This window comes from Pseudomonas sp. RIT-PI-AD (genome assembly GCF_025642785.1).
GTDB lineage: Bacteria > Pseudomonadota > Gammaproteobacteria > Pseudomonadales > Pseudomonadaceae > Pseudomonas_T.
In genome coordinates this window covers 1-26,811 of sequence record NZ_JANZKU010000013.1, presented here as the reverse complement: position 1 = coordinate 26,811, position 26,811 = coordinate 1, and the positions used below count along the sequence as shown (strand labels likewise).

19 protein-coding genes are annotated in these 26,811 nt (G+C 66.8%); 11 read left to right on the top strand and 8 right to left on the bottom strand.

Features of this window, described 5'->3' with window-relative positions; all coding sequences use genetic code 11:
* Positions 1-87: 87 nt before the first annotated feature.
* Both OGL92_RS13005 and OGL92_RS13000 read left to right on the top strand, forming a co-directional pair.
* Positions 88-1,449: a DUF1329 domain-containing protein gene (locus tag OGL92_RS13005; protein WP_263144062.1), complete on the top strand. Its 1,362-nt coding sequence runs from the start codon at positions 88-90 to the stop codon at positions 1,447-1,449.
* Positions 1,450-1,681: 232 nt separating this feature from the next.
* Positions 1,682-4,432 (top strand): LuxR C-terminal-related transcriptional regulator, encoded by a 2,751-nt coding sequence (locus tag OGL92_RS13000; RefSeq protein ID WP_263144060.1) that lies wholly within the window; start codon positions 1,682-1,684, stop codon positions 4,430-4,432.
* A 41-nt stretch (positions 4,433-4,473) separates the two neighbouring features.
* On the opposite strand, the gene OGL92_RS12995 is transcribed toward OGL92_RS13000, so the two are convergent.
* Together OGL92_RS12995 and OGL92_RS12990 are read right to left on the bottom strand one after the other, a co-directional pair.
* A complete protein-coding gene (locus tag OGL92_RS12995; RefSeq protein ID WP_263144059.1) occupies positions 4,474-5,304 on the bottom strand; it encodes a metal-dependent hydrolase in 831 nt (276 codons plus the stop codon).
* 338 nt (positions 5,305-5,642) lie between these two features.
* Positions 5,643-7,559, bottom strand: a complete 1,917-nt coding sequence (locus tag OGL92_RS12990) for a M14 family metallopeptidase (protein WP_263144057.1) — start codon at positions 7,557-7,559, stop codon at positions 5,643-5,645.
* Positions 7,560-7,874: 315 nt separating this feature from the next.
* Between OGL92_RS12990 and OGL92_RS12985 the strand changes: the two genes are divergently transcribed.
* The 4 genes from OGL92_RS12985 to OGL92_RS12970 all read left to right on the top strand — a co-directional run bounded on the left by OGL92_RS12985 (position 7,875) and on the right by OGL92_RS12970 (position 15,559).
* On the top strand, positions 7,875-8,519 hold the full coding sequence (locus tag OGL92_RS12985; protein WP_263144056.1) for an MBL fold metallo-hydrolase: 645 nt from the start codon (positions 7,875-7,877) through the stop codon (positions 8,517-8,519).
* A 113-nt stretch (positions 8,520-8,632) separates the two neighbouring features.
* The gene (locus OGL92_RS12980) at positions 8,633-9,355 is read left to right on the top strand and encodes an OmpA family protein (protein WP_263144054.1); all 723 of its coding nucleotides are present in this window, start codon (positions 8,633-8,635) and stop codon (positions 9,353-9,355) included.
* A gap of 200 nt (positions 9,356-9,555) precedes the next feature.
* Positions 9,556-13,275, top strand: coding sequence for a response regulator (locus OGL92_RS12975; RefSeq protein WP_263144052.1), 3,720 nt, complete (start codon positions 9,556-9,558; stop codon positions 13,273-13,275).
* 136 nt (positions 13,276-13,411) lie between these two features.
* The gene (locus tag OGL92_RS12970) at positions 13,412-15,559 is read left to right on the top strand and encodes an EAL domain-containing protein (RefSeq protein ID WP_263144050.1); all 2,148 of its coding nucleotides are present in this window, start codon (positions 13,412-13,414) and stop codon (positions 15,557-15,559) included.
* Positions 15,560-15,583: 24 nt separating this feature from the next.
* On the opposite strand, the gene OGL92_RS12965 is transcribed toward OGL92_RS12970, so the two are convergent.
* From OGL92_RS12965 to OGL92_RS12950, 4 genes are all read right to left on the bottom strand, one after another.
* On the bottom strand, positions 15,584-16,498 hold the full coding sequence (locus tag OGL92_RS12965) for an acyltransferase (protein ID WP_263144048.1): 915 nt from the start codon (positions 16,496-16,498) through the stop codon (positions 15,584-15,586).
* A gap of 168 nt (positions 16,499-16,666) precedes the next feature.
* Positions 16,667-18,745: a phosphate acetyltransferase gene (gene pta, locus OGL92_RS12960; RefSeq protein WP_263144047.1), complete on the bottom strand. Its 2,079-nt coding sequence runs from the start codon at positions 18,743-18,745 to the stop codon at positions 16,667-16,669.
* A 123-nt stretch (positions 18,746-18,868) separates the two neighbouring features.
* Positions 18,869-20,056 (bottom strand): acetate kinase, encoded by a 1,188-nt coding sequence (locus OGL92_RS12955; RefSeq protein WP_263144045.1) that lies wholly within the window; start codon positions 20,054-20,056, stop codon positions 18,869-18,871.
* Positions 20,056-20,412 (bottom strand): DUF3565 domain-containing protein, encoded by a 357-nt coding sequence (locus OGL92_RS12950; protein WP_263144043.1) that lies wholly within the window; start codon positions 20,410-20,412, stop codon positions 20,056-20,058. The genes OGL92_RS12955 and OGL92_RS12950 overlap by 1 nt, the downstream gene beginning before the upstream one ends.
* Here OGL92_RS12950 and OGL92_RS12945 point away from each other — a divergent pair.
* The 4 genes from OGL92_RS12945 to OGL92_RS12930 all read left to right on the top strand — a co-directional run bounded on the left by OGL92_RS12945 (position 20,381) and on the right by OGL92_RS12930 (position 23,456).
* Positions 20,381-20,866 (top strand): peptidylprolyl isomerase, encoded by a 486-nt coding sequence (locus OGL92_RS12945; protein ID WP_263144042.1) that lies wholly within the window; start codon positions 20,381-20,383, stop codon positions 20,864-20,866. The genes OGL92_RS12950 and OGL92_RS12945 overlap by 32 nt on opposite strands.
* A 148-nt stretch (positions 20,867-21,014) precedes the next feature.
* Entirely contained in the window at positions 21,015-21,497 is a 483-nt protein-coding gene (locus OGL92_RS12940) for a glutathione peroxidase (RefSeq protein ID WP_263144040.1), read from the top strand.
* 195 nt (positions 21,498-21,692) lie between these two features.
* Positions 21,693-22,283 (top strand): TetR/AcrR family transcriptional regulator, encoded by a 591-nt coding sequence (locus OGL92_RS12935; RefSeq protein ID WP_263144039.1) that lies wholly within the window; start codon positions 21,693-21,695, stop codon positions 22,281-22,283.
* Between the two features lie 63 nt (positions 22,284-22,346).
* On the top strand, positions 22,347-23,456 hold the full coding sequence (locus tag OGL92_RS12930; RefSeq protein WP_263144037.1) for an NADH:flavin oxidoreductase: 1,110 nt from the start codon (positions 22,347-22,349) through the stop codon (positions 23,454-23,456).
* A 133-nt stretch (positions 23,457-23,589) separates the two neighbouring features.
* Here OGL92_RS12930 and cysZ read toward each other — a convergent pair whose 3' ends face one another.
* The gene (cysZ, locus tag OGL92_RS12925) at positions 23,590-24,342 is read right to left on the bottom strand and encodes a sulfate transporter CysZ (protein ID WP_263144035.1); all 753 of its coding nucleotides are present in this window, start codon (positions 24,340-24,342) and stop codon (positions 23,590-23,592) included.
* A gap of 176 nt (positions 24,343-24,518) precedes the next feature.
* Here cysZ and OGL92_RS12920 point away from each other — a divergent pair, with 176 nt between their 5' ends.
* Complete coding sequence (locus OGL92_RS12920) at positions 24,519-26,054, top strand: FAD-dependent oxidoreductase (RefSeq protein ID WP_263144034.1); 1,536 nt, start codon at positions 24,519-24,521, stop codon at positions 26,052-26,054.
* Between the two features lie 443 nt (positions 26,055-26,497).
* On the opposite strand, the gene OGL92_RS12915 is transcribed toward OGL92_RS12920, so the two are convergent.
* Positions 26,498-26,811, bottom strand: a 314-nt coding sequence (locus OGL92_RS12915; protein WP_263144032.1) for a hypothetical protein, incomplete at its 5' end; no start/stop codon positions are given.

Sequence of the window (26,811 nt, the reverse complement as noted above, 5' to 3'; positions counted from 1 at the left end):
CCATCGCAGGGCCGGCGTGGAAAGAACATCACGACCTTTGTCCTCGTCCCGCGAGAGCGGGCAGGACCCTCGAGGAAGACTGTGCATATGACTAAAACAAGAATGTTGCTGCAAACCCTGGCGCTTTCCCTGCTCGCCGGCAGTGTGATGGCGGCGGTCTCGCCGGAGCAGGCGGCCACCCTCGGCACCAGCCTGACCCCCCTGGGCGCGGAAAAGGCCGGCAACGCCGACGGCTCGATCCCCGCGTGGACCGGCGGCCTGCCGAAGAACGCCGGCACGGTGGACGCCAAGGGCTTCCTCTCCGACCCTTATGCGGCGGACAAGCCGCTGTTCACCATCAGCGCGCAGAACGTCGAGCAGTACAAGGCCAAGCTGAGTCCCGGCCAACTGGCGATGTTCAAGCGCTATCCGGAAACCTTCCGCATGCCGGTGTACCCCAGCCACCGCAGCGCCAGCGTGCCGGACAGCGTGATCGAGGCGACGAAGTACAACGCCTCCCACACCAAGCTGATCCAGGGCGGCAACGGGCTGGAGGATTTCCGCACCGCCAACCCCTTCCCGATCCCGCAGAACGGCCTGGAAGCGATCTGGAACCACATCACCCGCTACCGCGGCGGCAGCGTGCGCCGGCTGGTCACCCAGGCCACCCCGCAGCCCAACGGCTCCTACAGCCTGGTGTACTTCCAGGACGAATTCGTCTTCCGCGACCAGCTCAAGGACTACGACCCGGCCAAACCGAGCAACGTGCTGTTCTACTTCAAGCAGCGGGTGACCGCGCCCTCGCGGCTGGCCGGCAACGTCCTGCTGGTCCACGAGACCCTCGACCAGGTCAAGGAACCGCGTCTGGCCTGGCTCTACAACGCCGGCCAGCGCCGCGTGCGCCGTGCGCCCCAGGTCTCCTACGACGGCCCGGGCACCGCGGCCGACGGCCTGCGTACCTCCGACAACCTGGACATGTACAACGGCGCGCCGGATCGCTACGACTGGAAGCTGGTGGGCAAGCAGGAGCTGTACATCCCCTACAACAGCTACAAGCTGGATTCGCCGAACCTGAAGTACAGCGAAATCATCAAGCCCGGCCACATCAACCAGGACCTGGCGCGCTACGAGCTGCACCGCGTCTGGCACGTGACCGCGACCCTGAAGTCCGGCGAGCGGCACATCTATGCCAAGCGTGACTTCTTCATCGACGAGGACACTTGGCAAGCCGCGGTGATCGACCACTACGACGGCCGCGACAACCTGTGGCGCGTGGCGGAAGCCCACTCCCAGTACTACTACGACAAGCAGGTCCCCTGGTACACCCTGGAAACCCTCTACGACCTGCAGTCCGGCCGCTACCTGGCGCTGGGCATGAAGAACGAGGAGAAGCAGGCCTACGAGTTCGGCTATTCCGCTTCGGAAAGCGACTTCACCCCGGCGGCCCTGCGCCAGGCGGGCGTTCGCTGAGGCGCCTCGACGCGTAACGGAAGCCGGCCCCGCGCCGGCTTCTTTTTGTCCGCGGGTCGTCCGTCGGCCCGTCCGCGACCTTCCGTCGCAACCCGCGTCCGCCTGCGTGCCAGGGCCTTCCCGGCCGGCCCGACGAGCGCGCCGCGCACACGCGCACTTCTAATGCCCCGCCCAAGCCGCTAGTCTCTCGTCGTTCGCGCCCGCTGGCGCAATAACACTACAAGAGGCGGACATGACCGACCCATCGTGCACGATGCCGCCGGCCAGGGGTGAAGCCGCGGCGGTCGACAGCCGTTTCTTTCGCCCACCGCTGCCGGCCGGCCACGTCTCGCGGCCACGCCTCTGCGCCCGGTTGCGCCAGGGCGTGGAGGGCCGTTTGCTGCTGGTCAGCGCGCCGGCGGGCTTCGGCAAGAGTTCCCTGGCCATCGAATTCTGCGAGGAGTTGCCGGGGCACTGGCGCAGCCTGTGGCTGAGCCTGACCTCCCGCGACAACGACCCCGGGCGCTTCCTCGAACGCCTGCTGGAAGGCCTGCGCCAGTTCTTCCCAGCGCTCGGCGAGGACGCCCTGGCCGTGCTGCGGCTGCGCCAGCGCCATCAACCCTTCGCCTTCGAGGAGTGGCTGGACGGCTTGCTCGAAGAGCTCGCCGACCGCCTCGACTCCCGCGCGCCCCTGCTGCTGGTGCTGGACGATTACCACCTGGCCCAGGGCGCGGTGCTCGATCGCTGCCTGCAATTCGTCCTCAACCACCTCCCGGCGGGCATGCTCCTGCTGGTGACCAGCCGCCAGCGACCGGATTGGCACTTGGCGCGCCTGCGCCTCAGCCGGCACCTGCTGGAGCTCTCGGAGCAGGACCTGCGCCTGACCGCCGAGGAAAGCGCGGCCTTGCTGCAGGGCCAGGGCGCGCAACTGAGCCGCGAGAGTCAGGAGCGCCTGCTGCGGCGCAGCGAGGGTTGGGTCGCCGGCCTGCGCCTGTGGCTGCTGGCCAGCCAGGACGCGCCCGACCCGGAAGGCCTGGCCCGCGAACTCAACGGCGCCGAAGGGTTGATTCGCGACTACCTGCTGGAAGAGGTGATCGAGCGCCAGCCGGCCGAGGTCCAGGGCTTTCTCTACGAAACCGCCGCCCTGGAGCGTTTCTGCGGCGAACTCTGCGACAGCGTGCGCGACGCCCACGACAGCGCGGCGATCCTGCGCTACCTGCAAGCGCACCAGGTATTCCTGGTGCCGCTGGACGAGCAGGGCCAGTGGTTCCGCTACCACCATCTGTTCTCCGATCTGCTGCGCGCACGCCCGGCGGTGGCCCTGGCGCAGCCCCAGGCGAGCCTGCACCTGCGCGCCTGCCGCTGGTTCAGCGCCCAGGGCCTGCTGGACGAGGCGGTGGAGTACGCCCTGCGCGCCGGCCGGCCGGACGTCGCCGCCAGCTTGGTGCAGAACCTCTCCGAGGAGCAGCTGCTGGCCGAACAGAACGTGGCCATGCTGCTGCGCTGGAAGCGCGACCTGCCCGACAGCCTGCTGGCCAGCACCCCGCAGTTGATCATGCTCTACGGCTGGGCGCTGGCCCTGGCCTGCCAACTGGACGCCGCCGAGGAGCTCAGCGGCCGCCTGTCGCGTTTCCTGCCGGCGCCGAGCGCTCATGCGCAGCGTGGCCTGCTGGCGCAATGGATGGCCCTGAGCGGAGTGATCGCCCGGGGCCGGGGCGACCTGGCGCGGGCCGAGTCCTTTTGCGGCGAAGCGCTCGGCGTGCTGCCCTGCGAGCGCTTCGGCCAGCGCCTGCTGTGCCTGTCCACCCTGGCCAACATCGCCATGGCCAACGGCGACCTGTGGCGCGCCCGCGGCCTCAATCGCGAGGCGATGGAGCTGGCGCAACGGGTCGGCAACCCGCTGTTCGAGGCTTTGAGCCTGTATGACCGCAGCCGTGTATTGCAGGCCCGTGGCGAGGTGCACCGGGCGCTGGACGAGGTGCGCGAGGGCCTGGCGCGGCTACGCGGCCTGCCGGCGCAGCGTTTCTACGCGGTGCGCGCGCGCCTGACCATGTACGACGGCTACCTGCATGCGCTGCGGTTGCAGCCCGAGGCGGCGCGGGCGCTGTTGCAGGCGGGCATCGCCGAGGCGCGCGCCTGCCGCGACGCCAGCCTGCTGATCGGCTCCTGCGTGCTGGCCGGGCTGGAGGGGCGGCTGGGTCACTTCCGCACCGCGTTCGCCCTGCTCGCCGAGGCCGAGCGGCTGATGCACATCTGGGACGTGCCGCCGATCTACTACCTGGCGATGGTCACCCTGTGCAAATGCGAACTCTGGCAGGCCCAGGGACAACTGGAACTGGCCGGGGTCTGGCTGGGCCGCCTGGCGGAGACCTACGGCGGCGACCAGCCCGCCGCGGCCCCCGAGAGCCATCCGCAACTGCCCCTGTACATCGACCTGCAACGTGCCGCCCTGGCGCGTCGGCAAGGCGATGGGGCCGAGGCCGAAAGCCGGCTGCGCGCCCTGGCCCAGCGCGCCGCCAACCGTGGCGGCCAGGTGCCGATGCTGACCGCGCACGCGCAACTGGCCCTGCTGCTGTACCGTGCCGGGCGCCAGGCGGAGGCGCGCGAGCAGGCGCTCGCGGCCCTCGACGCGAGCGGTGGCGGTGCGCTGCTGCCCTTCGAAGCCTTGCTGCGCCAAGAGCCCGGCTGGTTGCGCGAGCTGGCGACGACACCGCCGGCCTGCGCCGCCCGCGCCGGGGTGCGTGGGGAATTGCTGGCGTTGCTGCCGGAGCCGCCGCGCGCGGAGTCGGCCGCGGAAGCCACCCTCGCCGAGCCTCTCAGCGGCCGCGAGCTGGCGGTGCTTCAATGGATCGCCCAAGGGTGCTCGAACCAGGAAATCAGCGAGCGGCTGTTCATTTCCCTGCATACCGTGAAGACCCACGCCCGGCACATCAACAGCAAGCTCGGCGTCGAGCGGCGGACCCAGGCGGTGGCGCGGGCCAAGGCGCTCGGCCTGCTGTCCTGACCGGCGCGCCGGCGAACCCGGTTCGTGTCGCGCGGCGACGGTCAGGCCGCGGCGCCCTGGTCGAATTCGCGGCGGGTGCGTTCCAGCAGGTCCAGGTTGTCGTGCTGCCAGGGATGGAAGCCGGCCTTGAAGAAGTCCAGGTAGGCGCCGATCAGCGAGCGGAAAAACCCACCGCGTCCCCACATCCAGCGCAGGCCGTCGCGCCAGATCCGCGGCTTCCACAGCAGGCCGTCGCGGCGCAGCATGTGCACCAGCCCGCGCAGGGTGTCGCGCATGAAGAACCAGGAGGCCATGAGCATTGCCCGGCGCAGCATGGCAGGGTCGCCGCCGACCTGGGTGTAGACGTCGAACGCCACCGCCTTGTGTTCGGTTTCCTCCAGCGCATGCCAGCGCCACAGGCGCACCAGTTCTGGATGGGCGCCTTGCAAGTGGCGCGGATTCTTCAGCAGGCCGTCGGCCATGATCGCGGTGAGGTGTTCCAGGGCCACGGTGGCCGCCAGCTGACGGTGCGGCGAGAGTTTCGTCTGGGTGAAGCGGATGCGCCGGCGGGCGCGTTCCTCCATCGGCTGGATGTCGTAGCCGAGATCGCGCAGGCGCTGGCTGTAGGCCAGATGCTCGCGGCTGTGATGACCTTCCTGGCCGATGAAGCCGCGAATCTGCTCCTTCAGCACCGGGTCCTCGATGGCCTCGCGGAACTGCCGCACCGAGTCGATGAAAAAGCGCTCGCCATCCGGGAACAGCACCGACATGGCGTCGAACAGGTGGGTCTTGAAGGCGTCGCCGCCGTGCCAGTGGCGCGGCAGCGGATCGGGCAGGGCGAATGCCAGGTGCCGGGGACGGATCGACAAGCCTTGCGGGGTGGTGCTGGCCATGGGCGTGGCTCCGGTGTGCCTGAAGCCTGAAGCATGGCGGGAGAAATGGAATGCGCACAGGTCGCAGTCGCCAATTCGCAGGTCATTTGCGCCGATGAGTCCCTGGTGGGCGGCATTCGGATGCGCGGTAGCCGCGCATTCCCCGGTCGAGGCACCGGGACGCCCGGGCGCCGGGCGTCCCCATGGCGGTGTCTGCCCGGCGAATGCCGGGAACGCCCCGGCCGATCGAGGGGCTTTCCCTCGGACTCGCGAGCCGGTCTTCTCGGCGCATGCTCTACCGCTAGAGAAGACGGGACGGCGCGGATACGCCATCCATGTCGCGGAACGGCTAGGTGGGCTCAGCGGCGCTCGACCCGGCCGACCGGGTACAGATAGGCATTGGCGTCGTAGAACGGGGTGCGTTGATAGAACCATTGCAGACGAGCATCGGCATCCTTGGCGAAGGCTTCGTCGGTGTCCAGCCTGTGCTGGAATTCCGCCTTCAGCTTCGGGTCCTGCTCCAGCATGCGCCGCGCCATCGGCTCCATCACGTATTCCTCGGGTTCTTCGGCGACCACCAGCGTCGAGTTGAAGAAGCCCCAGGACCAGAACGAGTCCGGGCTAGCGGGCTCGAGCAGATCCATGGCCAATACGCCGAGCGGTTGCCGGACGTCGATGACCGCCGAGCCGGCCGGAAAGGTTTGCAGGCGCTTGATCGGCTTGGCGGTGCCGCTGACCAGCAGATGGCCTTCATAGCCAGGGATCCGGTTCTTGGCCGCCCGGTCCGGTTCGAAGCCGCCGGCGAGCTCGATGTCGTCCATGCGGTACAGGGTGACTTCGATCGGCGTCGGCTTGTCCAGGGTCTTCATGGCGATGCCGTGGGCCCGCAAGCGGTCGATCACCTCGCCCCATTGCACCGGCACGATGTACTCGGCGGGCCGGGCGACGCTCAGGTCCGGCACGTCGTTGGCGGTGACCGGCACCTCCATCTCGAGCGGCTCGTTGGTCCACTTGATGGTCTTCCGGCCGGTGATCGGCGACAGCGCTTCGCTGTAGGCGCCGGTGGTGAAACGCACCGGCTTGGGTGTGCCCGGCTTCCAGGTCAGGGTGACCCTGTCGTCGGCCAGCGCCTTGGCGCGGTCCGCGGCAATGGCGGTTTTCAGCGATTCGGCATTGCTGCCGATCGAGTCGAACATGGCTTTGAGCATCACATAGTTGCCGAGCACCTGAGTCCTGTACGGATGCAGCGCGTGCTGCTCGATCAGCACCGAGGGCACGTTGCGGATGTCGCCGTACTGGTTCGAGAAGCGGGCGAGATCGGTGCGGTACGGGTAATAGCCCTGGGTCGGGTCCTGGTTGTCGTTCAGGCTGATGCACTCGTGGATCTGGTGGCCGTAGCGCCGCACCTCCTCGTAGACCCGCGGCTGCATCAGCGTATCCATCCAGCGCGTGGCGGCTGGCGACCAGCCATCGCCGTTGTGGCAGTAGGAGCTGTCGTACGGGTACATGGCGCCATCGGTCGAGTGGGTATCGGCGAAAAAGCTGAGCTCGTAGTGATTGAACACCCAGGCGACGTTGCGGATTTCGGCGCTGTCGAGCTTGGTGAAGTCGCGGTTCAGGTTCAGATTTTGGCCATTCACCCGCCAGCCAGTGATGTCCGGGCCGTTCTGATTGATCCGGCCATAGGCGCTGGTGCGCATGTCGCCGTCGACGTTCAGGGTCGGGATGAACAGGATGTTGATCTTGTCCAGGAGCGCCGCCAGCGGCTTCTTGCCGGTGGTCATGTCGCGCAGCAGCATGAACATCGCGTCCTTGCCGTTGGCTTCGCCCGGATGGATCTCGGCCTGGACCAGAACCGTCGGTTTACCGGACGCCTTCAACCCCTCGGCGCTCTTGTCCGCTGAGGTCGACGCGACGGCCAGCAGCATGTCATAGCCTTCGCCGCTCTTTTCCGGCATCCAGGTCAGGGCGATCGCGCCCTCGGATGCCGCCGCCAGCTTATCCATGTACTCGCGCGTCTGCGTGTAGGTGCTGGTGCGGTGGAAGTCGCTGGCCTCGGCGACGGTGGCGAGCGGATGGTCGGCACCGACCAGGAATCGGGTGCTGCTCAGCGTCTGCTCGAACATCGGCGGCAGAATGCGCGCCTTGGCGGCGGGAAGGGCGGTCGAATCGTCGACATAGCCGGGCGCCTGGGGCAGGTCTGCCAGCGCCGGCAGGCCCATGAAGGCGAGGGCGCCGGCGGCGAGGGCGAAACGACGGGAATAAGCGTTGTGCATGCGGTGCTCTCCGTAGCGGATGGGTGTGCAAGTGGAGCCGATGACGCCTGGGCTCCCGCTGCTGGCTGCAAGCCGGCAGAGGGCGGCGATCGGCTGGGTACCGGCCTCCTGCCGCTGGCCTGTGCCGGGGATGATAAGGGCATCGAGTGTCCCGAAGGCGAAGCTCATCGCCCGCTCCACCTGTTCTCGCCCCCGCGGTTATTGAAAGTGCCGATCCAGGAGGCCACCCTTATGCCCGGCCAGGCGCCATCGGCGCGGTCTGCGAAACAGTCGGCACCGCATGCATTGCGGCAAACAGCTTCACAAGGAACCTCCATGCAACCCGAGAAACCCGCGCTCATCCGCGAAACCTTTCCCGTCGGCCCCTTGCAGTGCAATTGCACGCTGATCGGCGATCCCGTCGGCAAGACCGCCATCGTGATCGATCCGGGCGGCGATCATCAGAAGATCGTGGCGCGGCTGGCGGCCCATGGGTTGAAGCTGGTGGCGATCATCCATACCCATGCGCACCTGGATCACTTCCTCGCCTCGGGCGAATTGAAGAAGGCGACCGGCGCCACCCTGCACCTGCATAAGGAGGATCGCTTCCTCTGGGACAACCTGGAGATGCAATGCCAGATGTTCGGCGTGCCCTTCAAGCCGGTGCCGGCGCCCGACCAGTGGCTGGCGGACGACGAGGCGCTGGCCTGTGGCTGCGGGGTGGCGCTGCATACTCCCGGGCATACGCCGGGCTCCATGAGCTTCTGGTTTCCCGAGGCCAAGCTGCTGATCGCCGGGGATACCCTGTTCCGCCGCGGGGTCGGCCGGACCGACCTGTGGGGTGGCGACCAGGGCGCGCTGATCCGCTCGATCCGCCAGCGCCTGTATCGCCTGGACGAGGACGCCACCGTGGTCGCCGGCCATGGCCCGGACACGCGCCTGGGCGACGAAATGCGCGAGAACCCCTTCGTGCGCGCCTGAACCGCGGTCCCGCGCGGCTCGACTTTCCAGGCTCGGGGAATTTCCGAAATTTCCGTCCCTCTAACCCGGGTCATCGCCACGCAAGTGGCCGCCCTGTACCAGGAGCCTTTCGAATGCCAATGCTGAGTCGCTCGATCATCGCCGCTACCACCCTCGCGCTGCTGGCCGGCTGCGCGTCCAACAACCCTTACGAGAACCAGGGCGGCGGCGGTAACAAGACCGCCACCTACGGCGGCCTGGGCGCGCTGGCCGGCGCCGTCGCCGGCGCCGCCATCGATCACAACCACCGTGGCAAGGGCGCGCTGATCGGCGCCGCGGTGGCCGGCGCGGCGGGCGCGGGCTACGGCTACTACGCCGACCGCCAGGAAGCGGAGCTGCGCAAGAGCATGGAGGGCACCGGCGTCCAGGTGCAGCGCCAGGGCGACAACATCCAGTTGATCATGCCCGGCAACATCACCTTCGCCACCGACTCCTCGGACATCGCCAGCAACTTCTATACGCCGCTGAACAACCTGGCGACCTCGTTCAAGCAGTTCGACCAGAACAGCATCGAGATCGTCGGCCATACCGACAGCACCGGTTCCCACGCCCACAACATGGACCTGTCGCAGCGCCGCGCGCAGAGCGTGGCCAACTACCTGCTCGCCCAGGGCGTCAACCCACAACGGGTGACCACCCGTGGCATGGGTCCGGACCAGCCGGTGGCAAGCAACGCCAACGAGGGCGGTCGCGCGCAGAATCGTCGGGTGGAGGTCAACCTGCGGCCGCTGCCAGGCGCGCAGGTCCAGCAACAGCCCGGCACGGCGCAACCGGGCACGGTCCAGCAGTACCCCTGACTCGCGCGCGAGTCCGTTCGAGAAAGGCCTCTTCGCGAGGCCTTTCTTGCCTTCGCCGTTCGTCGCGTGTGGGCTGGCATGAGGCCATTCCACGCATTCCTGTCTAGACTGCGACGAGAACTCGTCAGTAACTCGGCGTCAAAAAGCCTCGCCGAGCCCGTTACCGCCGAGCATAAAAAGACGGACCGCGCGGAGGTCGCATGGAAGAAAGGCCCATTCCCGTTAAACGTAGGACGCTGCTGCCGCTGGGGGCGACCCTGGTGCTGCTGTTCTGCCTGAGCGGGCTGGTGCTGTGGCAATGGTTGACCCTGGAGGCGCGCAACCAGCGCGAGTACGAGCAGCGCTTCGACATGGAGGCGCAGGAGATCGCCAAGCGCATCGGCACGCGCATGGAATCCTACGAAATGGTCCTGCGCGGCATGGCCGGGGTGATGGTCGGTTCCGGCGAGGTCTCCATGGACGAATGGTCGCGGGCCGCCGAGCAACTGCAATTGCAGGAGCGTTATCCGGGCATCCAGGCCGTCGCCTGGGCGCGTTACCTGCGCGACGACGAGGTGCAGGGTTTTCTCGACGAATTGAATGCCCAGGGCCGGCAGGATTTCCATGTGTTCCCGCCCGGCCCGCGCGAACACTACCTCACCGTGGACTACATCAGCCCGCTGGACTGGCGCAACCGCCGGGTAGTGGGCTACGACATGCTCACCGAGGAGACGCGCTTCGCCGCCATCGACCGTGCGCGCCTGAGCGGCGAGCCGATTCTCACCGCGCCGCTGCGACTCAAGCAGGAAACCGAGCGCGACATGCAGAGCGGTCTGCTGTTCTACCTGCCGGTGTATCGCCCCGGTGCGCCCATCACCACCGAGGACGAGCGACGCGACGCGCTGTTCGGCACGGTCATGGGGGCTTTCCGCGTCCGCGACCTGATGGACGGCATCCTCGGCGCGCAGGGCGCGCTGTTCCACGTCGAGCTCAAGGACCTCCAGGCTCCCGACACCGTGTTGCTCAACGGCCGCGACGCCTCCGAGAAGAGTCGCTTCGAGTGGCAGGAAAACCTCCAGGTGTACGGCCGCACCTGGCAGGTGAGCGTCCACAGCCGCCCGCAGTACGAGGCATCCCTGGGCCACGATCGCCTGGCGTTCAGCCTGTGGACGGGGTTGGCGGCCGCGGCGCTGCTGTCGATCCTGGTGGGCGGCTACCTGTACTCCCGGGAGCGCGAGCTGGAATCCAACCAGGAGACCGCGGAGCAGTTGCGCGAGCGCGAGGAGCGTTTTCGCCTGCTGCTGGAGCGCCTGCCGGTGGCCACGCTGTTGTGCGGCCTCGACGGGCGCATCGAGATCGCCAACCGCAGCGCCGGCGAATTGCTCGGCTGCTCGGCCGACGCCCTGCTCGGCGAACGGGTGCGCCGGTTCCTGCCGGAGCTCGGCGGCATCGACGGCCTGACCCAGGACAGCGCGTTCGGCGAGCTGGGCGAGTACCAGGCACGCCGCGAGAACGGCGACGTGATTCCGGTCAGCCTCAGCCTGAACATCCTCAGCCACGAAGGGGGCGCGGGCTATCTGCTCAACCTGGTCGACCTGCAGGCACGCAAGATGGCCGAGGAACGCTTCCGCCTGGTGGTCGAGGCGTCGCCGAATGCCATCGTGCTGGTGGACAGCAAAGGCCACCTGGCGCTGGTCAACCGCCAGGCCGAGCAGATGTTCGGCTATACCCGCCAGGAACTCATCGGCCAGCCGGTGGAGATTCTCCTGCCCATGCCGCTGCGCGAGGGCCACGTCAAGCTGCGCCAGGACTTCCTGGACAACCCCGAGCCGCGGCGGATGGGCAAGAACCGCGAGCTTTTCGGCCTGCGCCGGGACGGCCACATGATCCCGCTGGAAGTGGGGCTGTCGCCGATCCGCAGCGGCCAGGAAAACATGGTGCAGGCGGTGATCATCGACATCAGCGAGCGCAAGGCCGCCGAGCAGCGCCTGCGCGACCAGGCCGAGCAACTGATGCTGGCCAATCGCTACAAGTCGGAATTCCTCGCCAACATGTCCCACGAGCTGCGCACGCCGCTGAACAGCATCCTCATCCTCAGCGACCAACTCCGGCAGAACCTCATCGGCAACCTCACCGAGAAACAGGTCAAGCATGCGGACATCGTCTATCGCGCCGGCAACGACCTGCTGCAACTGATCAACGACGTGCTCGACCTGGCCAAGGTCGAGGCCGGGCGCATGCAGCTCAAGCTGGAGCCGGTGAACGTCCAGGACATGCTGGTGGAAATCGACGGCAGCCTGCGGCCGATGGCGGAGGTCAAGGGCCTGCAATTGATCTCCACCGTGGCGCCGGACGTGCCGCGGGTGATTCACAGCGACCGCGTGCGCCTGCACCAGATCCTGCGCAACCTGCTGTCCAACGCCCTGAAATTCACCGAGCACGGCGAGGTGGAGCTGAGGGTGGAGGTCGAACCGAACGGCGGCCAGCAGGACCACGAAGTGCTGCTGTTCATCGTCCGCGATACCGGCATCGGCATCGCCGCGAACCAGCACGAGCGGATTTTCCAGGCCTTCCAGCAGATCGACGGTTCCACCAGCCGGCGCTTCGGCGGCACCGGCCTGGGCCTGGCGATCACCCGCCAGTTGGTGCTGGCGCTGGACGGCGACGTCAGCCTGGAGAGCGCGCCGGGCGAAGGCACCACCTTCACCGTGCGCCTGCCGGTGGCCGTGGCCATCGTCGAGGAGCGCGAGGAGGACGGGCCGCCGGTGCGAGGGGGCAAGGGCGAGCCGCTGCTGATCGTCGAGGACGACGTCAATTTCGCCGCGGTGATCGCCGAGAGCGCGCAGAGCCATGGCTTTTCCACCGTGCATTGTCGCAGCGGCAAGCAGGCGATCCAGCTGTTGCAGGAGGAGCGCTTCAGCGCGGTGATCCTCGACATCCTGTTGCCCGACATCAGCGGCTGGCAGATCTATCGGCAATTGCGCAGCCAGGCCAACCATCACAGCACCCCGGTGCACATCATTTCCTGCGTCCCGCAGCCCTTGGACTGGATCGAGGACGGCACCCGCTACCTGGTCAAGCCGATCGGCCGGGCCGACCTGGAGCAGGTGTTCCACGACTTGCAGAAGGTCAGCGCGGAACCCCACCGCCTGCTGCTGGTGGAAGACGTCAAGCAGGAGCGCGAGCACTACGGCGAGCACCTGCGCCAGCTCGGCTTCGAGGTGACCGCCCTGTCCACCGGCGAGGCCGCCCGCGCCGCGTATCGGGAGGGGCATTACGACGCCCTGGTGATCGATCTTAACCTGCCCGACCAGGATGGCTTCGACCTGCTCGAGGCCCTGCACCTGCTGCGGCCGCTGAACGGCACCCGGGTGGTGATCAATACCGGCGTCGACGTCAACCAGCAGGCCTTGCAGCAATTGCGCCGCTACTCCGCGGTGGTGGTGCGCAAGGCCGGGCCCGACCTGAAAGGCCTCAGCGCCGCGGTACAGGGTTTCCTCGACAGCGTGCGCGAGCCGATCGCGGCGAGCGGAAAGCCACCCCTGGAAGGGCGCCGGGTCCTGCTGGTGGACGACGACGTTCGCAATCTCTACGCCCTGAGCGCGTTGCTCGACGAGGTGGGGCTGCACATCACCACGGCGCGCGACGGCCAGGAAGCCATCGACTGTTACCTGCGCGAGCCCTTCGACGTGATCCTCATGGACATGGCCATGCCGACCATGGACGGCTACACCGCCACCCGCCTGCTCAAGGAGCAGCACGGCTGCAACGTACCCATCATCGCCTTGACCGCCCATGCGATGAAGGGCGACCGGGAGAAGTGCATCACCGCCGGAGCCGACGATTACCTGGCCAAGCCGGTGGCGCGCGAGGACCTGCTCGACCTGCTATACCGCTGGCTGGTGTTGATGGGGGATCAATCGCCGCCGGCGCAGTCATAACCGAAGGGAGCTCGAAAGGCGCGGATGGCTGTGGCGCCGTAGTTGAACTCGAGGGGCGCGCCGTCGTGGCGGCTGCATCCCGCGCAAGACCACCGGCCGCCGGGAACGGTGGGGATTCGTTTGGGGAGAAGGTGTCATGGCCAACGCGCAGCTTAGAATCGTTCCCGACCGCAACGTGTTGCTGGTGGTGGACGACCGCCCGGAAAACCTGGTCGCCATGGAGGCGTTGCTGGAGGAAGGCGACTGGGTGGTGCGCTGCGTGGATTCCGGCGAAAAGGCGCTCCAGCAGTTGCTCGACGACGAAATCAGCCTGGTCCTGCTCGACGTGCAGATGCCCAACATGGACGGTTTCGAGGTGGCCCGGCTGATGCGTGGCAGCCCGCGCACCCGCTATACCCCGATCATCTTCGTCTCGGCCATCGCGCATACCCAGGAAGCGGTGCTGCGCGGCTACACCAGTGGTGCGGTGGATTTCATCCTCAAGCCGTTCGATCCCCAGGTGCTGCGCCACAAGATCCATTCGCTGCTGGCCCACGAGCGCAACCGCCGCGACCTGGTGCACCTGACCCAGCAACTGGACACCGCGCGGGCGTTCAACGCATCGGTGCTGGAGAACGCCGCGGAGGGTATCCTGGTGGTCGGCGAGGACGGCCTGATCAACTTCGCCAACCCGGCCATGGCGCAGATGCTCCACGGCTCGGTCACCGACCTGGAAGGCACGCCGCTGTTGTCCCGCCTGCAAATGGCCGACATGCCCGACGACTGGCGACTTTCGGATTTCTACCGCTATTGGAAGCGCGGCGAGGTGTACCGCCTGCACGACGCCAACCTGCGCACCTTCAACGGCGAGCTGCTGCCGGTGGCCTTGTCCAGCTCCCCGCTGCCGCGCCTGCAACGGTCGATGGTGGTGCTCGCGCTGGACATGTCGGTGGTGCGCCGGCTGCATGCGCAACTGGAGTCCCAGGCGATCACCGACGCCCTCACCGGGCTGCTCAACCGCCGCGGTTTCCACCAGGCGGTGGACGCGTCCCTGGCGCGCATCGGCCGCAGCGGCAAGCGCATCGCCGTGCTCTATCTCGACCTCGACGGCTTCAAGCGGATCAACGACTCCCTCGGCCACGACGCCGGCGACCAGGTGCTGCGCCGGGTCGGCGAACAGCTGAAGAGCTGCATGCGTCCCTACGACGTGCTCGCGCGCATGGGCGGCGACGAATTCACCGCCCTGCTGGACTCCCTGGACCATCCGGAAGACGCCGCGCGGGTCGCGGAGAAGCTGATCGAGCTGGTCTCGGTGCGTTACCGGGTCGACGGGATCGACGTCACCCTCGGCGCCAGCGTCGGCATCGCCTGCTTCCCCGAGTGCGGCCAGACGGTGGACGGCCTGTTGCGCGCCGCCGACATGGCGATGTACGAAGCCAAACGCGCCGGACGCCAGCAGTACCGCTTCTTCTCGCCGGAAATGAACGGTCGCGCACGCTCGCGGCTGATGCTCGAGGAAAGCCTGCGCAACGCCATCGAGCAGGACGATTTCGTCCTGGTCTACCAGCCCCAGGTGTTCCTCGACAGCGGCAAGCTCCGCGGTTTCGAGGCGCTGTTGCGCTGGCAGCACCGGGTGGCCGGCACCGTGGCGCCGAACGTGTTCATCCCGTTGCTGGAGGAAACCCGCTTGATCAACCGGGTCGGCGACTGGGTGTTCCGCCAGGGCGCGCGGCAGTGCTGCGAATGGCGCGAACGCTTCGGCGAGGACCTGGTGCTGAGCCTCAACGTCAGCCCGGTGCAGTTCGGCATGCCGCAACTGGTGGAAGACCTGCGCCAGGTGCTGGAGTCCAACCAGTTGAAACCGTCGCAACTGGAGGTGGAGGTCACCGAAAGCGCGCTGATGCAGGACCTCGACAATACCCGCGAGCAGTTGCGCCAGCTGCGCTCCCTGGGCGTGCGGATCGCCATCGACGATTTCGGCACCGGCTACTCGTCGCTGGCCTACCTGCGCCACTTCGAGCTGGACACCCTGAAGATCGACCGCCTGTTCATCGCCAACATGCTCGATTCGCCCCGCGATGCGGCGGTGGTCAGCACCATCATCGACCTGGGCCGACACCTCGGCCTGGAGGTGATCGCCGAAGGGGTGGAGACCCACGCCCAGCGCCAGTGGCTGATCGAGCACCGCTGCTCGATCATGCAGGGTTTCCTGGTCGCGCCGGGGCTCGCCTTGAAGGACGCCAACGAGTTCCCGCCGCAGCTGGACTGGGACTCGCTGCCGCCGGACAAGCCCGCCGTCCCCTGATCGCCGCCGTCGTCCCGGCGGATTTCAGCGGGGCGCGGCGGGCGGGTATTCCAAGTGCAGGCGGGCGAGCTTCTCGTCCTTCTCCTGCCACAGGCGGTTGACCCATTGCTGGAATTCCAGGCGATAGCCTTCGTCGGTGCTGTAGTTGCGGCCGAGGAACGGGGTGGGGATCTCCAGTTGCTCGTAACGCACCACCACCTGGCGTACCTGGCCGCTGAGGAAGGCCCAGAAGCTCGGCGCGCCGTCGGGGTAGTGAATGGTGATGTTGACCATCGACTTGAGCTGCTGGCCCATGGCGTCCAGCACGAAGGCGATGCCGCCGGCCTTGGGCTTGAGCAGGTAGCGGAACGGCGAGCCCTGTTCGTCGTGCTTGGCGCGGGTGAAGCGTGTGCCTTCGAGGAAGTTGAACACCGCCACCGGTACATCGCGGAATTTCTCGCAGGCGCGGCGGGTGGTGAGCATGTCCTCGCCCTGTTTCTCCGGGTGTTTGGCCAGGTAGGCCTTGGTGTAGCGCTTCATGAAGGGGAAATCCAAGGCCCACCAGCACAGGCCGATCACCGGCACCCAGATCAGCTCGCGCTTGAGGAAGAACTTGAAGAAGGGCATGCGCCGGTTGAGGGTGTGTTGCAGCACCAGGATGTCCACCCAGCTCTGGTGGTTGCTGGTCACCAGGTACCAGCCGTCGTAATTCAACTGCTCGCGGCCCTGCAGGTCCCACTGGGTCTTCTGGGTCAGCCACATCCAGCCGCTGTTGCAGGCGATCCAGGATTCCGCGGTCCAGTTCAGCATGGCGTTGCAGGCCTTGCGCACCGGCTTGAAGGGCAGGCACAGCTTGACCAGCGCGGCGATGAACAGCAGCCAGCACCAGAACAGCGTGTTGGCGAACAGCAGCAGGTTGGCCAGGATGCCGCGCAGCACGGCAGGCAGAAAACTCAGCATGGACGGATCGAGCCTCCAGAGGGGTGCGCGGACGCACCGATGAAATCGGAGAACCGTCCGTAATCCCTCACGGCGGTCGGAAAGGCGCAATGGTTAACGCTCGTGCACTGAACTGCAAGCCTCGACACCGACCCTCGGTCGCCGCGCCGGACGCGGCGACCGGCGACTTCAGGGTTTGGCCGCGGCCTGGATCGCGGTCAGGGCGATGGTGTAGACGATGTCGTCCACCAGGGCGCCCCGCGACAGGTCGTTCACCGGCTTGCGCAGGCCTTGCAACATCGGCCCCACGCTCACCACCTGGGCACTGCGCTGCACCGCCTTGTAGGTGGTGTTGCCGGTGTTCAGGTCGGGGAAGACGAAGACCGTGGTGCGGCCGGCCACCGGGCTGTTCGGCGCTTTCTGCCGGGCGACGCTCTCGATGGCGGCGGCATCGTACTGCAAAGGCCCGTCGATCAATAGCTGCGGCTGCTGTTCCCGCGCCAGGCGGGTGGCCTCGCGGACCTTCTCGACTTCCTCGCCGCTGCCGGAGTCGCCGGTGGAGTAGCTGATCATCGCCACCCGCGGCGGGATGCCGAAGGCCGCCGCCGAGGTGGCGCTCTGCAGGGCGATTTCCGCCAGCTCGGCGGCGCTGGGGTCGGGGTTCACCGCGCAGTCGCCGTAGACCACCACCTGGTCCGGCAGCAGCATGAAGAACACCGAGGACACCAGGTTGTAGCCGGGCGCGGTCTTGATCAGCTGCAAGGCCGGGCGGATGGTGCTGGCGGTGGTGTGGATGGCGCCGGAAACCAGGCCGTCGACCTCGTCCAGGGCGAGCATCATGGTGCCGAGGACCACGCTGTCTTCGAGCTGCTGCTCGGCCATCGGGGCGTTCAGGCCCTTGCCCTTGCGCAGGGCCACCATCGGTTCGATGTAGCGACCGCGGATCAGGTCCGGATCGAGGATTTCCAGGCCGGGCGGCAGCTCGATCCCCTGGGCCTGGGCGACCGCCATGACGTCTTCGGGTTTTGCCAGCAGCACGCAGCGGGCGATGCCGCGCGCCTGGCAGATGGCGGCGGCCTGCACGGTGCGCGGCTCGCTGCCCTCGGGCAGGACGATGCGCTTGTTGGCCAACTGGGCGCGCTTGACCAGTTGATAGCGGAACGCCGGCGGCGACAGGCGCAGCTCGCGCGGGGTGCCGCAGCGGGCGCGCAGCCAGTCGTGGTCGAGGTGGCCGGCGACGAAATCGGTGACCTTCTCCGCGCGCTCGCGATCGTCCACCGGGATTTCCTTGTTCATCCGCTGCAGGTTGTTCGCCGTGTCGTAGGAGCCGGTGGCCACCGTCAGCACCGGCAGGCCGGCCTGCAGCGCGCCCTTGCACAGCTCCATGATCCGCGGGTCGGGCGGGAAGTCGCTGCACAGCAGCAGGCCGGCCAGCGGCATGCCGTTCATGGTGGCCAGGCTGGCGGCGAGGATGATGTCGTCGCGGTCGCCCGGGGTCACCACCAGCACGCCGGGCTTGAGCAGGGGCACGGTATTCGGCACGGCGCGGGCGCACAGGACGATCTGCTGCACCCGGCGCTGTTCGTACTCGCCGGCGTTGAGCACTCGTGCATTGAGCAGGTCGGCGACGTCGCGGGTGCGCGCGGCGTTCAATTCGTCGTTCCAGGGGATGCAGCCGAGCAGCCGGAAGTCCTCGCCGCGCAGCAGCGCGGAATGGGCGCGCAACTGGTCGGCGAACTCGACGTTGCGCACCTTGTTGAGGATCAGCCCGATCACCTTGGGATCCTTCGGCCCGCCGAAGGACTGCGCCTGGATTTCCACCCGGTCGGACAGTTCGCTGAGGCTTTCCTCTTCCGGCGCCGAGACCAGCACCACCTCGGCGTCCAGGCTCTTCGCCAGGTGCGAGTTGACCCGCGCGGCGTAGCTGGCGTGGCGGGTCGGCACCATGCCTTCGACGATCACCACGTCCTTGTCCACCGCCGCCTGCTGGTAGAGGCTGATGATTTCCTCCAGCAGGTCGTCGAGCTGGCCATCGCCGAGCATGCGCTCGACGTGGGCCAGGGCCAGTGGCTTCGGCGGCGTCAGCCCATGGGTGCGGGCGATCAGTTCGGTGGAACGCTCCGGACCCTCGTCGCCGGGATGCGGCTGGGCGATGGGCTTGAAGAAACCGACCTTGAGGCCGGCGCGCTCCAGGGCCCGGACCAGGCCCAGGCTGATGGAGGTGAGACCGACACCGAAACCGGTGGGGGCGATGAAGAATGTGTGCATCGAGCTTCCTTTGGGGCGAGTTCCGCGCCCTGCTGGCGGCCCGCGCGCGACGGGGCGGACCGGGACTGATGGAGGCAGTGGAAGGCCGGCGCGAGCCCGGTGGCAGGCGCGCGCGGCGCCTGGCTACTGGTCGAGCAAGGTCAGGGTGTCCAGGGCGATCTGCCGCTCCTCGTTGGTCGGCACCACCAGCACGCGCGGGTGGCCATAGGCGTGGATCGGGCCGGCGACGCCACGGATGCAGCGCGCATTGGCTTCTTTGTCCAGCGCCAGATTGAACAGTTTCAAATGGCTGAGGGTCTTGCTGCGGATCAACGGCGAGTTCTCGCCGATGCCGCCGGTGAACACCAGGCCATCCAGTTGCGGCAACGCGCAGCTCATCGCCGCCAGGGACTTGGCCAGGCGGTAGCAGAACACCTCGATGGCCAGGGTCGCGCCGGCGTGGCCTTGTTCCCGTGCCTGTTCCAGGCTGCGCATGTCGTTGGACAGGCCGGACAGGCCGAGCAGGCCGCTGTCCTTGTTCAACATGCGGTCGATCTCCTCCAGGCTCCAGCCGAGGGTGCGCGCCAGGTGGCCGTGCAGGTTGGGGTCCACGTCGCCGCTGCGGGTGCCCATCGCCAGGCCTTCCAGCGGCGTCAGCCCCATGCTGGTGTCGCGGCTCTGGCCGTTGACCACGGCGCAGGTGGAGCAGCCGTTGCCCAGGTGCGCGATCAGCCAACTGCTGTCGCCGCTCGCCAGGCCGGCCATTTCCGCGGCGCGGCGGCTGACGTAGCGATGGCTGGTGCCGTGGAAGCCGTAGCGGCGCACGCCATGCTCGCGGTAGAGCGTTTCCGGCACCGCGTAGCGATAGGCGTGCTCCGGCAGGCTCTGGTGGAACGCCGTGTCGAAGACCGCGACCTGCGGCAGGTTGGGGTAGAGGCTCAGCGCCGCCTCGATGCCCTGCAGGCTCGCCGGGTTGTGCAACGGCGCCAGCGGGGCGATGGCGCGGATCGCGGCGATCACCGAGGGCTCCAGGCGTTGCGCCGAGGTGAAGTGTTCGCCGCCGTGCACCACGCGGTGGCCGATCCCGTGCAGTTTGCCGCCGGCGGCGCCCTGCACCAGCGGCAGCAATTGCGCCAGCGCCGCGCGGTGGTCGCCCTTGGGGATCATCAGGCTGTCCTGCTCGCCACCGCGTTGCCAGCGCAACACCGCCTCGCGGCTGCCCAGGCACTCGGCCAGGCCGTGCAGGGGAAACTGTGAATGGGCCTCGTTGACCAGGGCGAACTTGATCGACGAACTGCCGCAGTTGATTACCAGGATATTCCGTGCCGGCATCAGTCTTCCTCGTTGAACGTGTTTCGATTCGGAGCCCCGGCATCGCGCGTCGCCGCGCACCAGCCGCAGGCGAACGGCTGGCCCAGGTGGGCGTCGCGTCGGCGGGGATCGAGCACCCAGGCGCGATTCTGCCACGGCGGCTGGTGACGCAGATGCTGAGTATGCCCGCACGACAGTTCGGCCACCCAATGCCCCTCGGGGTCGCGGTGGAAGCCCGTCAGGCGGGGAAGGGCGGGCGTCCGTCCGTCAGGGCTCGGGTCGCTTTCAGCGTCCCCGCCGAGTAGACTTGTGCCTTCTTCTATCTTTTGCAAAAGGTCTTGCACCATGCTGATCGCCGCCAATAAGGCTGTCTCCATCGACTATACCCTGACCAACGACGCCGGTGAGGTGATCGACAGCTCCGCCGGCGGCGCGCCGCTGGTGTATCTGCAGGGGGCCGGCAACATCATCGTCGGCCTGGAGAAAGCCCTGGAAGGCAAGCAGACCGGCGACGAGCTGGACGTGGCGGTGGAGCCGGAGAACGCCTACGGCGAATACAGCGCCGAGCTGGTGGCGACCCTGGACCGTTCCATGTTCGAAGGCGTCGACGAACTGGAAGTCGGCATGCAGTTCCACGCTTCCGGTCCGGACGGCGGCATGCAGATCGTCACCGTGCGCGACATCGACGGCGAGGAAGTCACCGTCGACGGCAACCACCCGCTGGCTGGCCAGCGCCTGAACTTCAAGGTGAAGGTGGTCGACGTGCGCGACGCCAGCGCCGAAGAGATCGCCCATGGCCACGTGCATGGCGAAGGCGGCCATCACCACTGATACACGACGCGACTGCCCGCACCTCCTTACGACTTATGGTTATCGCAAGGGGGCGTCCGGCTGCTAAGCTGAGTGAACCGAAAAAGGCGCCTGCGGGCGCCTTTTTCGTCCGTCGTATGGAATTCGCGGTGTTATCGAGGAGTTAGTCATGAGTGCCTTTCACGACCTCAATCTACGTGCGTTGGACGGCCAGGAATTGCCGCTGGCGCCCCTCAAGGGCCAGGTGGTGCTGGTGGTCAACGTGGCCTCCAAGTGTGGCCTGACCCCGCAGTACGCCGGGTTGGAAAAACTCTACCAGCAGTACCGCGACAGGGGCTTCAGCGTGCTCGGGCTGCCCTGCAACCAGTTCGCTGGGCAGGAGCCGGGCAGCGAGGAGGAAATCCGCGAGTTCTGCGAGCTGAACTATGGGGTGAGCTTCCCCCTCGGCAGCAAGCTGGAGGTCAACGGCCCCGGCCGCCATCCGCTCTACCGCCTGCTGGCCGGCGAGGGCGCCGAGTTCCCCGGCGACATCACCTGGAATTTCGAGAAATTCCTGGTGGGTCAGGACGGCCGCGTCCTCGCCCGTTTCTCGCCGCGTACTCTGCCCGAGGACCCGGCGTTGATCCAGGCGATCGAGAAAGCCCTCGGCTGACCTCGCTCGAATCGCGGATGCCACCGTCCGCGATCGCCCCCTCTCCCGCGTTTTCCGTCGACACGACGCTTCCAGCCCGGCGGGCCCGCCGCCCCGATCACTCCCGGCCATGCCGCACTGGCGCCGTTTCTGATCGCCGATCAGTGCGGTCAATAGTGCTAGGCGGGGCGAGACGACCGGTCATATGCTCCGTGCATGCAAAGCCTACGACTCGACAAACGTGACCTGATCCTCGCCCGGGGCGCCCAGGTGATGATCCGCCGCGGCTACCACGGCACCGGCGTGCAGGAGATCGTCCAGGCCGCGGGTATCCCCAAGGGCTCCTTCTACCATTACTTCAGCAGCAAGGAGGACTTCGCCCTCCAGGCCCTGGATCATCTCTACGCGCCACGGTTGCGCCGCTACGCCCAGGCGCTCGCCGACCCCGGGCACAGCCCGCGGGCGCGCATCCTCGGCTACTACCGCGACCTGCTGGCGCATTTCGCCGGCCGGCAGCCCCAGGCCTACCATTGTTTCATCGGCAGCCTGGGCTTCGAGATGGCCGAGTCGTCGCCCGCCATCGGCAGCCGGGTGGATGCCATCCTGCAGAGTTCCGCGGACCTCCTGCGCGATTGCCTGGAGGCCGCCCGTGCCGCCGGGGAGCTGGCCGCCGACGAGGATTGCGCCAACCTGGCCGCGTTCATCGCCAATGCCTGGCAGGGTGCTCTCACCCGGTTGAAGACCGGCAGCGACACCGCGCCCATCGAGGCCTTCATCGCCCGTCTCGAACGGCTGTTGCAGCCATGAGGCATTCCGCACATTCCCATCACCTTCACAGACGACCGGCCGCGTGGCCGGCAGAGGACACCCATGAGCGCTTCCGTTGATGCCCTGTTCGAACCCTTCCGGCTCGGCTCCCTGAACTTGTCGAGCCGTGTCGTGATGGCGCCGATGACCCGCTCCTTCTCGCCGGGCGGGGTACCCGGCGACCAGGTCGTCGAGTACTACCGGCGCCGTGCGGCGGCGGGCGTCGGCCTGATCGTCACCGAGGGCACCACGGTGAACCATGCGGCCGCCAACGGGTATCCCCACGTCCCGCGGTTCTACGGCGAGGACGCCTTGGCCGGCTGGAAACGCGTGGTGGACGCCGTGCATGGCGAGGGCGGCAAGATCGTCCCGCAGCTCTGGCACGTCGGCAACGTGCGGCGCCTGGGCACCGAGCCGGACGCCAGCGTGCCGGGCTACGGTCCGATGGAAAAACTCAAGGACGGCCAGGAAGTGGTGCACGGCATGACCGAGCAGGACATCGCCGAGGTGATCGCCGCGTTTGCCCAGGCGGCCCGCGACGCCCAGGCGATCGGCATGGATGGCGTGGAAATCCACGGTGCCCACGGCTACCTGATCGATCAGTTCTTCTGGGAGGGCAGCAACCAGCGCAGCGACGCCTACGGCGGCGACCTGGCAGGCCGCTCGCGATTCGCCGTCGAGTTGGTGCAGGCCGTCCGCGCCGCGGTCGGCCCGGATTACCCGATCATTTTCCGTTTCTCCCAGTGGAAGCAGCAGGACTACAGCGCCCGGCTGGTGCAGACCCCGGAAGCCCTGGGGGAATTCCTCGCGCCCCTGGCCGCCGCCGGCGTGGACATCTTCCACTGCTCGACCCGGCGTTTCTGGGAGCCGGAATTCGAGGGCTCCGCCCTCAACCTGGCGGGCTGGACGCGCAAGTTGACCGGCAAGCCCACCATCACCGTCGGCAGCGTCGGCCTGGACGACGAATTCCTCGCCTTCATGGTGAAGACCGACAAGGTCGCCCAGCCCGCCGGCATCGAAGGCCTGCTGGAGCGCTTGAATCGCGACGAATTCGATCTGGTGGCGGTGGGGCGCGCCCTGCTGGTGGACCCGGATTGGGCGGTCAAGGTGCGCGACGGGCGCCAGGGTGACATCCTGCCGTTCAGCCGCGAAGCCCTGACCCAACTGGTGTAGCGACACGGTTCCGGCGCCCGGCGCCGGAACGACCAGGTTCCACTTTGCCCCGGCACAGCGGGGCTTTTTTATGTCCCTGCGATCATTCGCGATCTGCGTCGACCGGGGTCGAGCCCGGCCGCCGCGAGGCTGCTCAGCGGGACGCGGCGAGGCGCCGTTCGCCGCCTTCGCGGACCCAGAACAGCGTGGCGCCGGCTACGGCGGCCGGCATCATCAGGATGTTCACGAAGGGCACCAGCAACGCGAGGTAGACCGCGCCACCGAAGCCCAGGCTGCGCCAGCGCTTCTCCCGCAGCCAGGCGAGCATCTCGTCCCAGCTCAGCTTGTGGTTGTCCGCCGGGTAGTCGATGTACTGGATCGCCATCATCCAGATCCCGAACAGGATCCACAGCGGCGTGGCCACCAGGTTCACCACCGGGATCAGGGTCAGGATCAGCAGGACCAGGGCCCGCGGCAGGTAATAGGTCAGCTTGCGCAGCTCGCGCTTCAGGGTGCGCGGCACCATGGCCAGCAGTTCGCCCCAACTGAAAGGCGGGAAGTCGTCGCGGCCGCGGGCCACCACTTCCACCTTCTCGGCGAGAAAACCGTTGAAGGGCGCGGCGATGATGTTGGCCAGCAGGGTGAAGGTGAAGAACAGGATGACCAGCACCAACACCACGAACAGCGGCCAGAGGACGTATTGCAGGAAGGCGAGCCAGGCCGGCAGGTTCGGCATCAAGGCATCGACCCAGCCGCCGAACGCCCGGACCGCGACGAGTATCAGGCCGACGAACAGCACCAGGTTGAGCGTCAGCGGCAACAGCACGAGCCCGCGCAGGCCGGGACGCATGATCAGTTTCAGGCCTTCGCCGAGGTACTGCGGGCCGCTGAGGGCGGGGGCGAGCATGGGACACTCCATCGCAAGGGACACCGGCGCGACGTTACCGGCTTTGTCGCGAGGGGGAAAGGCCGTATCGACCGCGCTCGGCGCTTGCGTCGAAGCCTGACCGCTGGCGCGATCGGCTGAAACCTTGGACGGGTCGCCGGGTTCGAAATCCCTAAATTGTTTCAGGGGATTGACCCATGCACAGATTAAGACGCGTCGCCACCCTCGCCGATCTACCGCAGGATCGCGGCACCCGCGTGGAAGTGGACGACACTGCCATCCTGCTGGTGCGCGACGGCATGCAGGTACATGCTTACCAGGCGACATGCCCTCACGCCGGGGCGCCCCTGGAAAGGGGCGTCCTGTGCGCCGGGCGGATCATCTGTCCCTGGCACAAGGCCAATTTCCGCGTCGCCGATGGCAGCCTGTGCGAACCCCCGGCCCTGGACGACCTGGCCCGCTACCCGGTGCGGGTGGACAAGGGCGATGTGTACGTCTCCAGCAGTGCGATCGATGTCGCCCATCCGCCCCGGGGCGAGGACGCCCGGACCTTCGTGGTGATCGGCGCGGGAGCCGCCGGCACCGCCGCGGTCGCCGCCTTGCGGGACGCGGGCTACGCCGGGCGCCTGCTGCTGATCGGCGCGGAGCCCGACGCGCCGTACGACCGGACCGCTCTGAGCAAATTCGTCATCGCCGGGGAAATGCCGCCGGCGGACGTGCCGCCCTTGCGCCCGGACGACTGGTGGCAGCGTCGGGATGTCGAGCGGATCACTGCCAAAGTGGTGCGGCTGAAGGCGTCGGCCCGGGAAATCCGCCTGGCCGACGGGCGCACGCTGAACTACGACGCCGCCCTGCTGGCCACCGGTGGCCAGGCGAAATCCCTGGAAGTGCCCGGTCACGATCTGCCGGGCATTCACCTGCTGCGCAGCCGTGCGCAGGCTGCGGCGATCCTCGCCGACCTGCGCCCCGGCGCGCATGCGGTGATCGTCGGCAACAGCTTCATCGGCCTCGAGGCGGCGTCCGCCCTGCGCAAGGCCAAGGTCGAGGTGAGCGTCGTGGCGCCCCACGGCATTCCCTTCGCGAAGCCGTTCGGCGAGCGCCTGGGGCGGATGTTCCGCGCGCTGCACGAAGCCCACGGGGTGACCTTCCACAGCGAAACCGAGGTGGAGCGTTTCGAGGGCGAGGGGCGCGTGCGCACGGTGGTCCTGAAGGACGGCAAGCGCCTAGCGGCCGACCTGGTGATCCTTGGTGTCGGCGTGAGCCCGGCCACCGATTTCGTCGAGGACATCGCCCGCGAGGAGGATGGCGGCCTGCGGGTCGATACCCGGATGCGCCTGGCCGAAGGGCTCTGGGCCAGCGGCGATATCGTCCGCTATCCCTACCGGGGGCAGCAGGTACGCATCGAGCACTGGCGCCTGGCCCAGCAGCAGGGCCGTCTGGCAGCTGCCAACATGCTCGGCGCGCAACAGGCCTTCGAGGCGGTGCCGTTCTTCTGGACCTACCATTTCGGCAAGCGCTTCGAGTACCTCGGTCATGCCGAGAAATGGGACGAGGAATTAATTGAGGGCGACTTGGGGCAGCAGTGCTTCATCGCCCTATTGATTGTTGCTAGTCAAGTCCAGGCAGTCATCGCCTGTCAATATGAACGTGCGACGGCTCGTTTATGTGAAGAAATTAATGGTTCGCTAAGTGTTGAACGGGCGCAGCGTTTAATTCGAGAGTCAATTAAATGAATAAATATGCTACTTCTCGATCTCGTCGATTTTTTCGAGATATGTTTGCCCGCTCCATGTTAATGTTAGGTTGTTTCCGCATTGGATATCCGACATTTGATTTGGACCCTTGTCAATAAGAGATATGCTCTCGCACATAAAATCCACAGCAATCGAAGTCCCTCTTATAAGGAGGCTGAAAGTCAGTATAGGTTGCGAAAGCTGTTCTTCATTATGTGCTTCGCACTCGGCTGACGAACAAGCCGCTGGTGGTGTTTGGCTATTGTAAACATAGTCTAAACGGTCCAGTTTGCCGTCGTGATTGATATCTACCGAGATACTGGATTCTAGGTAGGGTGTCTCAGGTTGCTGCTCTTGTATAAGCTTTGCTGAGAGTAAAACAGAAGAACTTGCTCCAATGGCTAGGGGGGATATTATAAGAAAAATAAGACCTTGTTTCATAGTTATCCAGCCTCAGCCTGGCCGGCTTCGTAAAAGCTTACTATGTTGGTTGCGATTTCTCGCTTCGTTATAACACCATCTTTATTGCGATCATGGAATCGGTTTTTATTATAAGTATTGCTTTCACCCTCTTTGTAAATGGCTTGATCTAGTGTTTTCTTTATTATTTGAGGGCTGAAGATTGAATAATAAACGTCTTCAAGTGACCATTTGTTTGTAGTAATGCCTACCTCTCTTGCCTTTAGTTTGAAGTAACGTTCAATATAGGCCAACTGCTCAATATGACTCATCCCTAAGAGATTATGAGTAGTGGTGC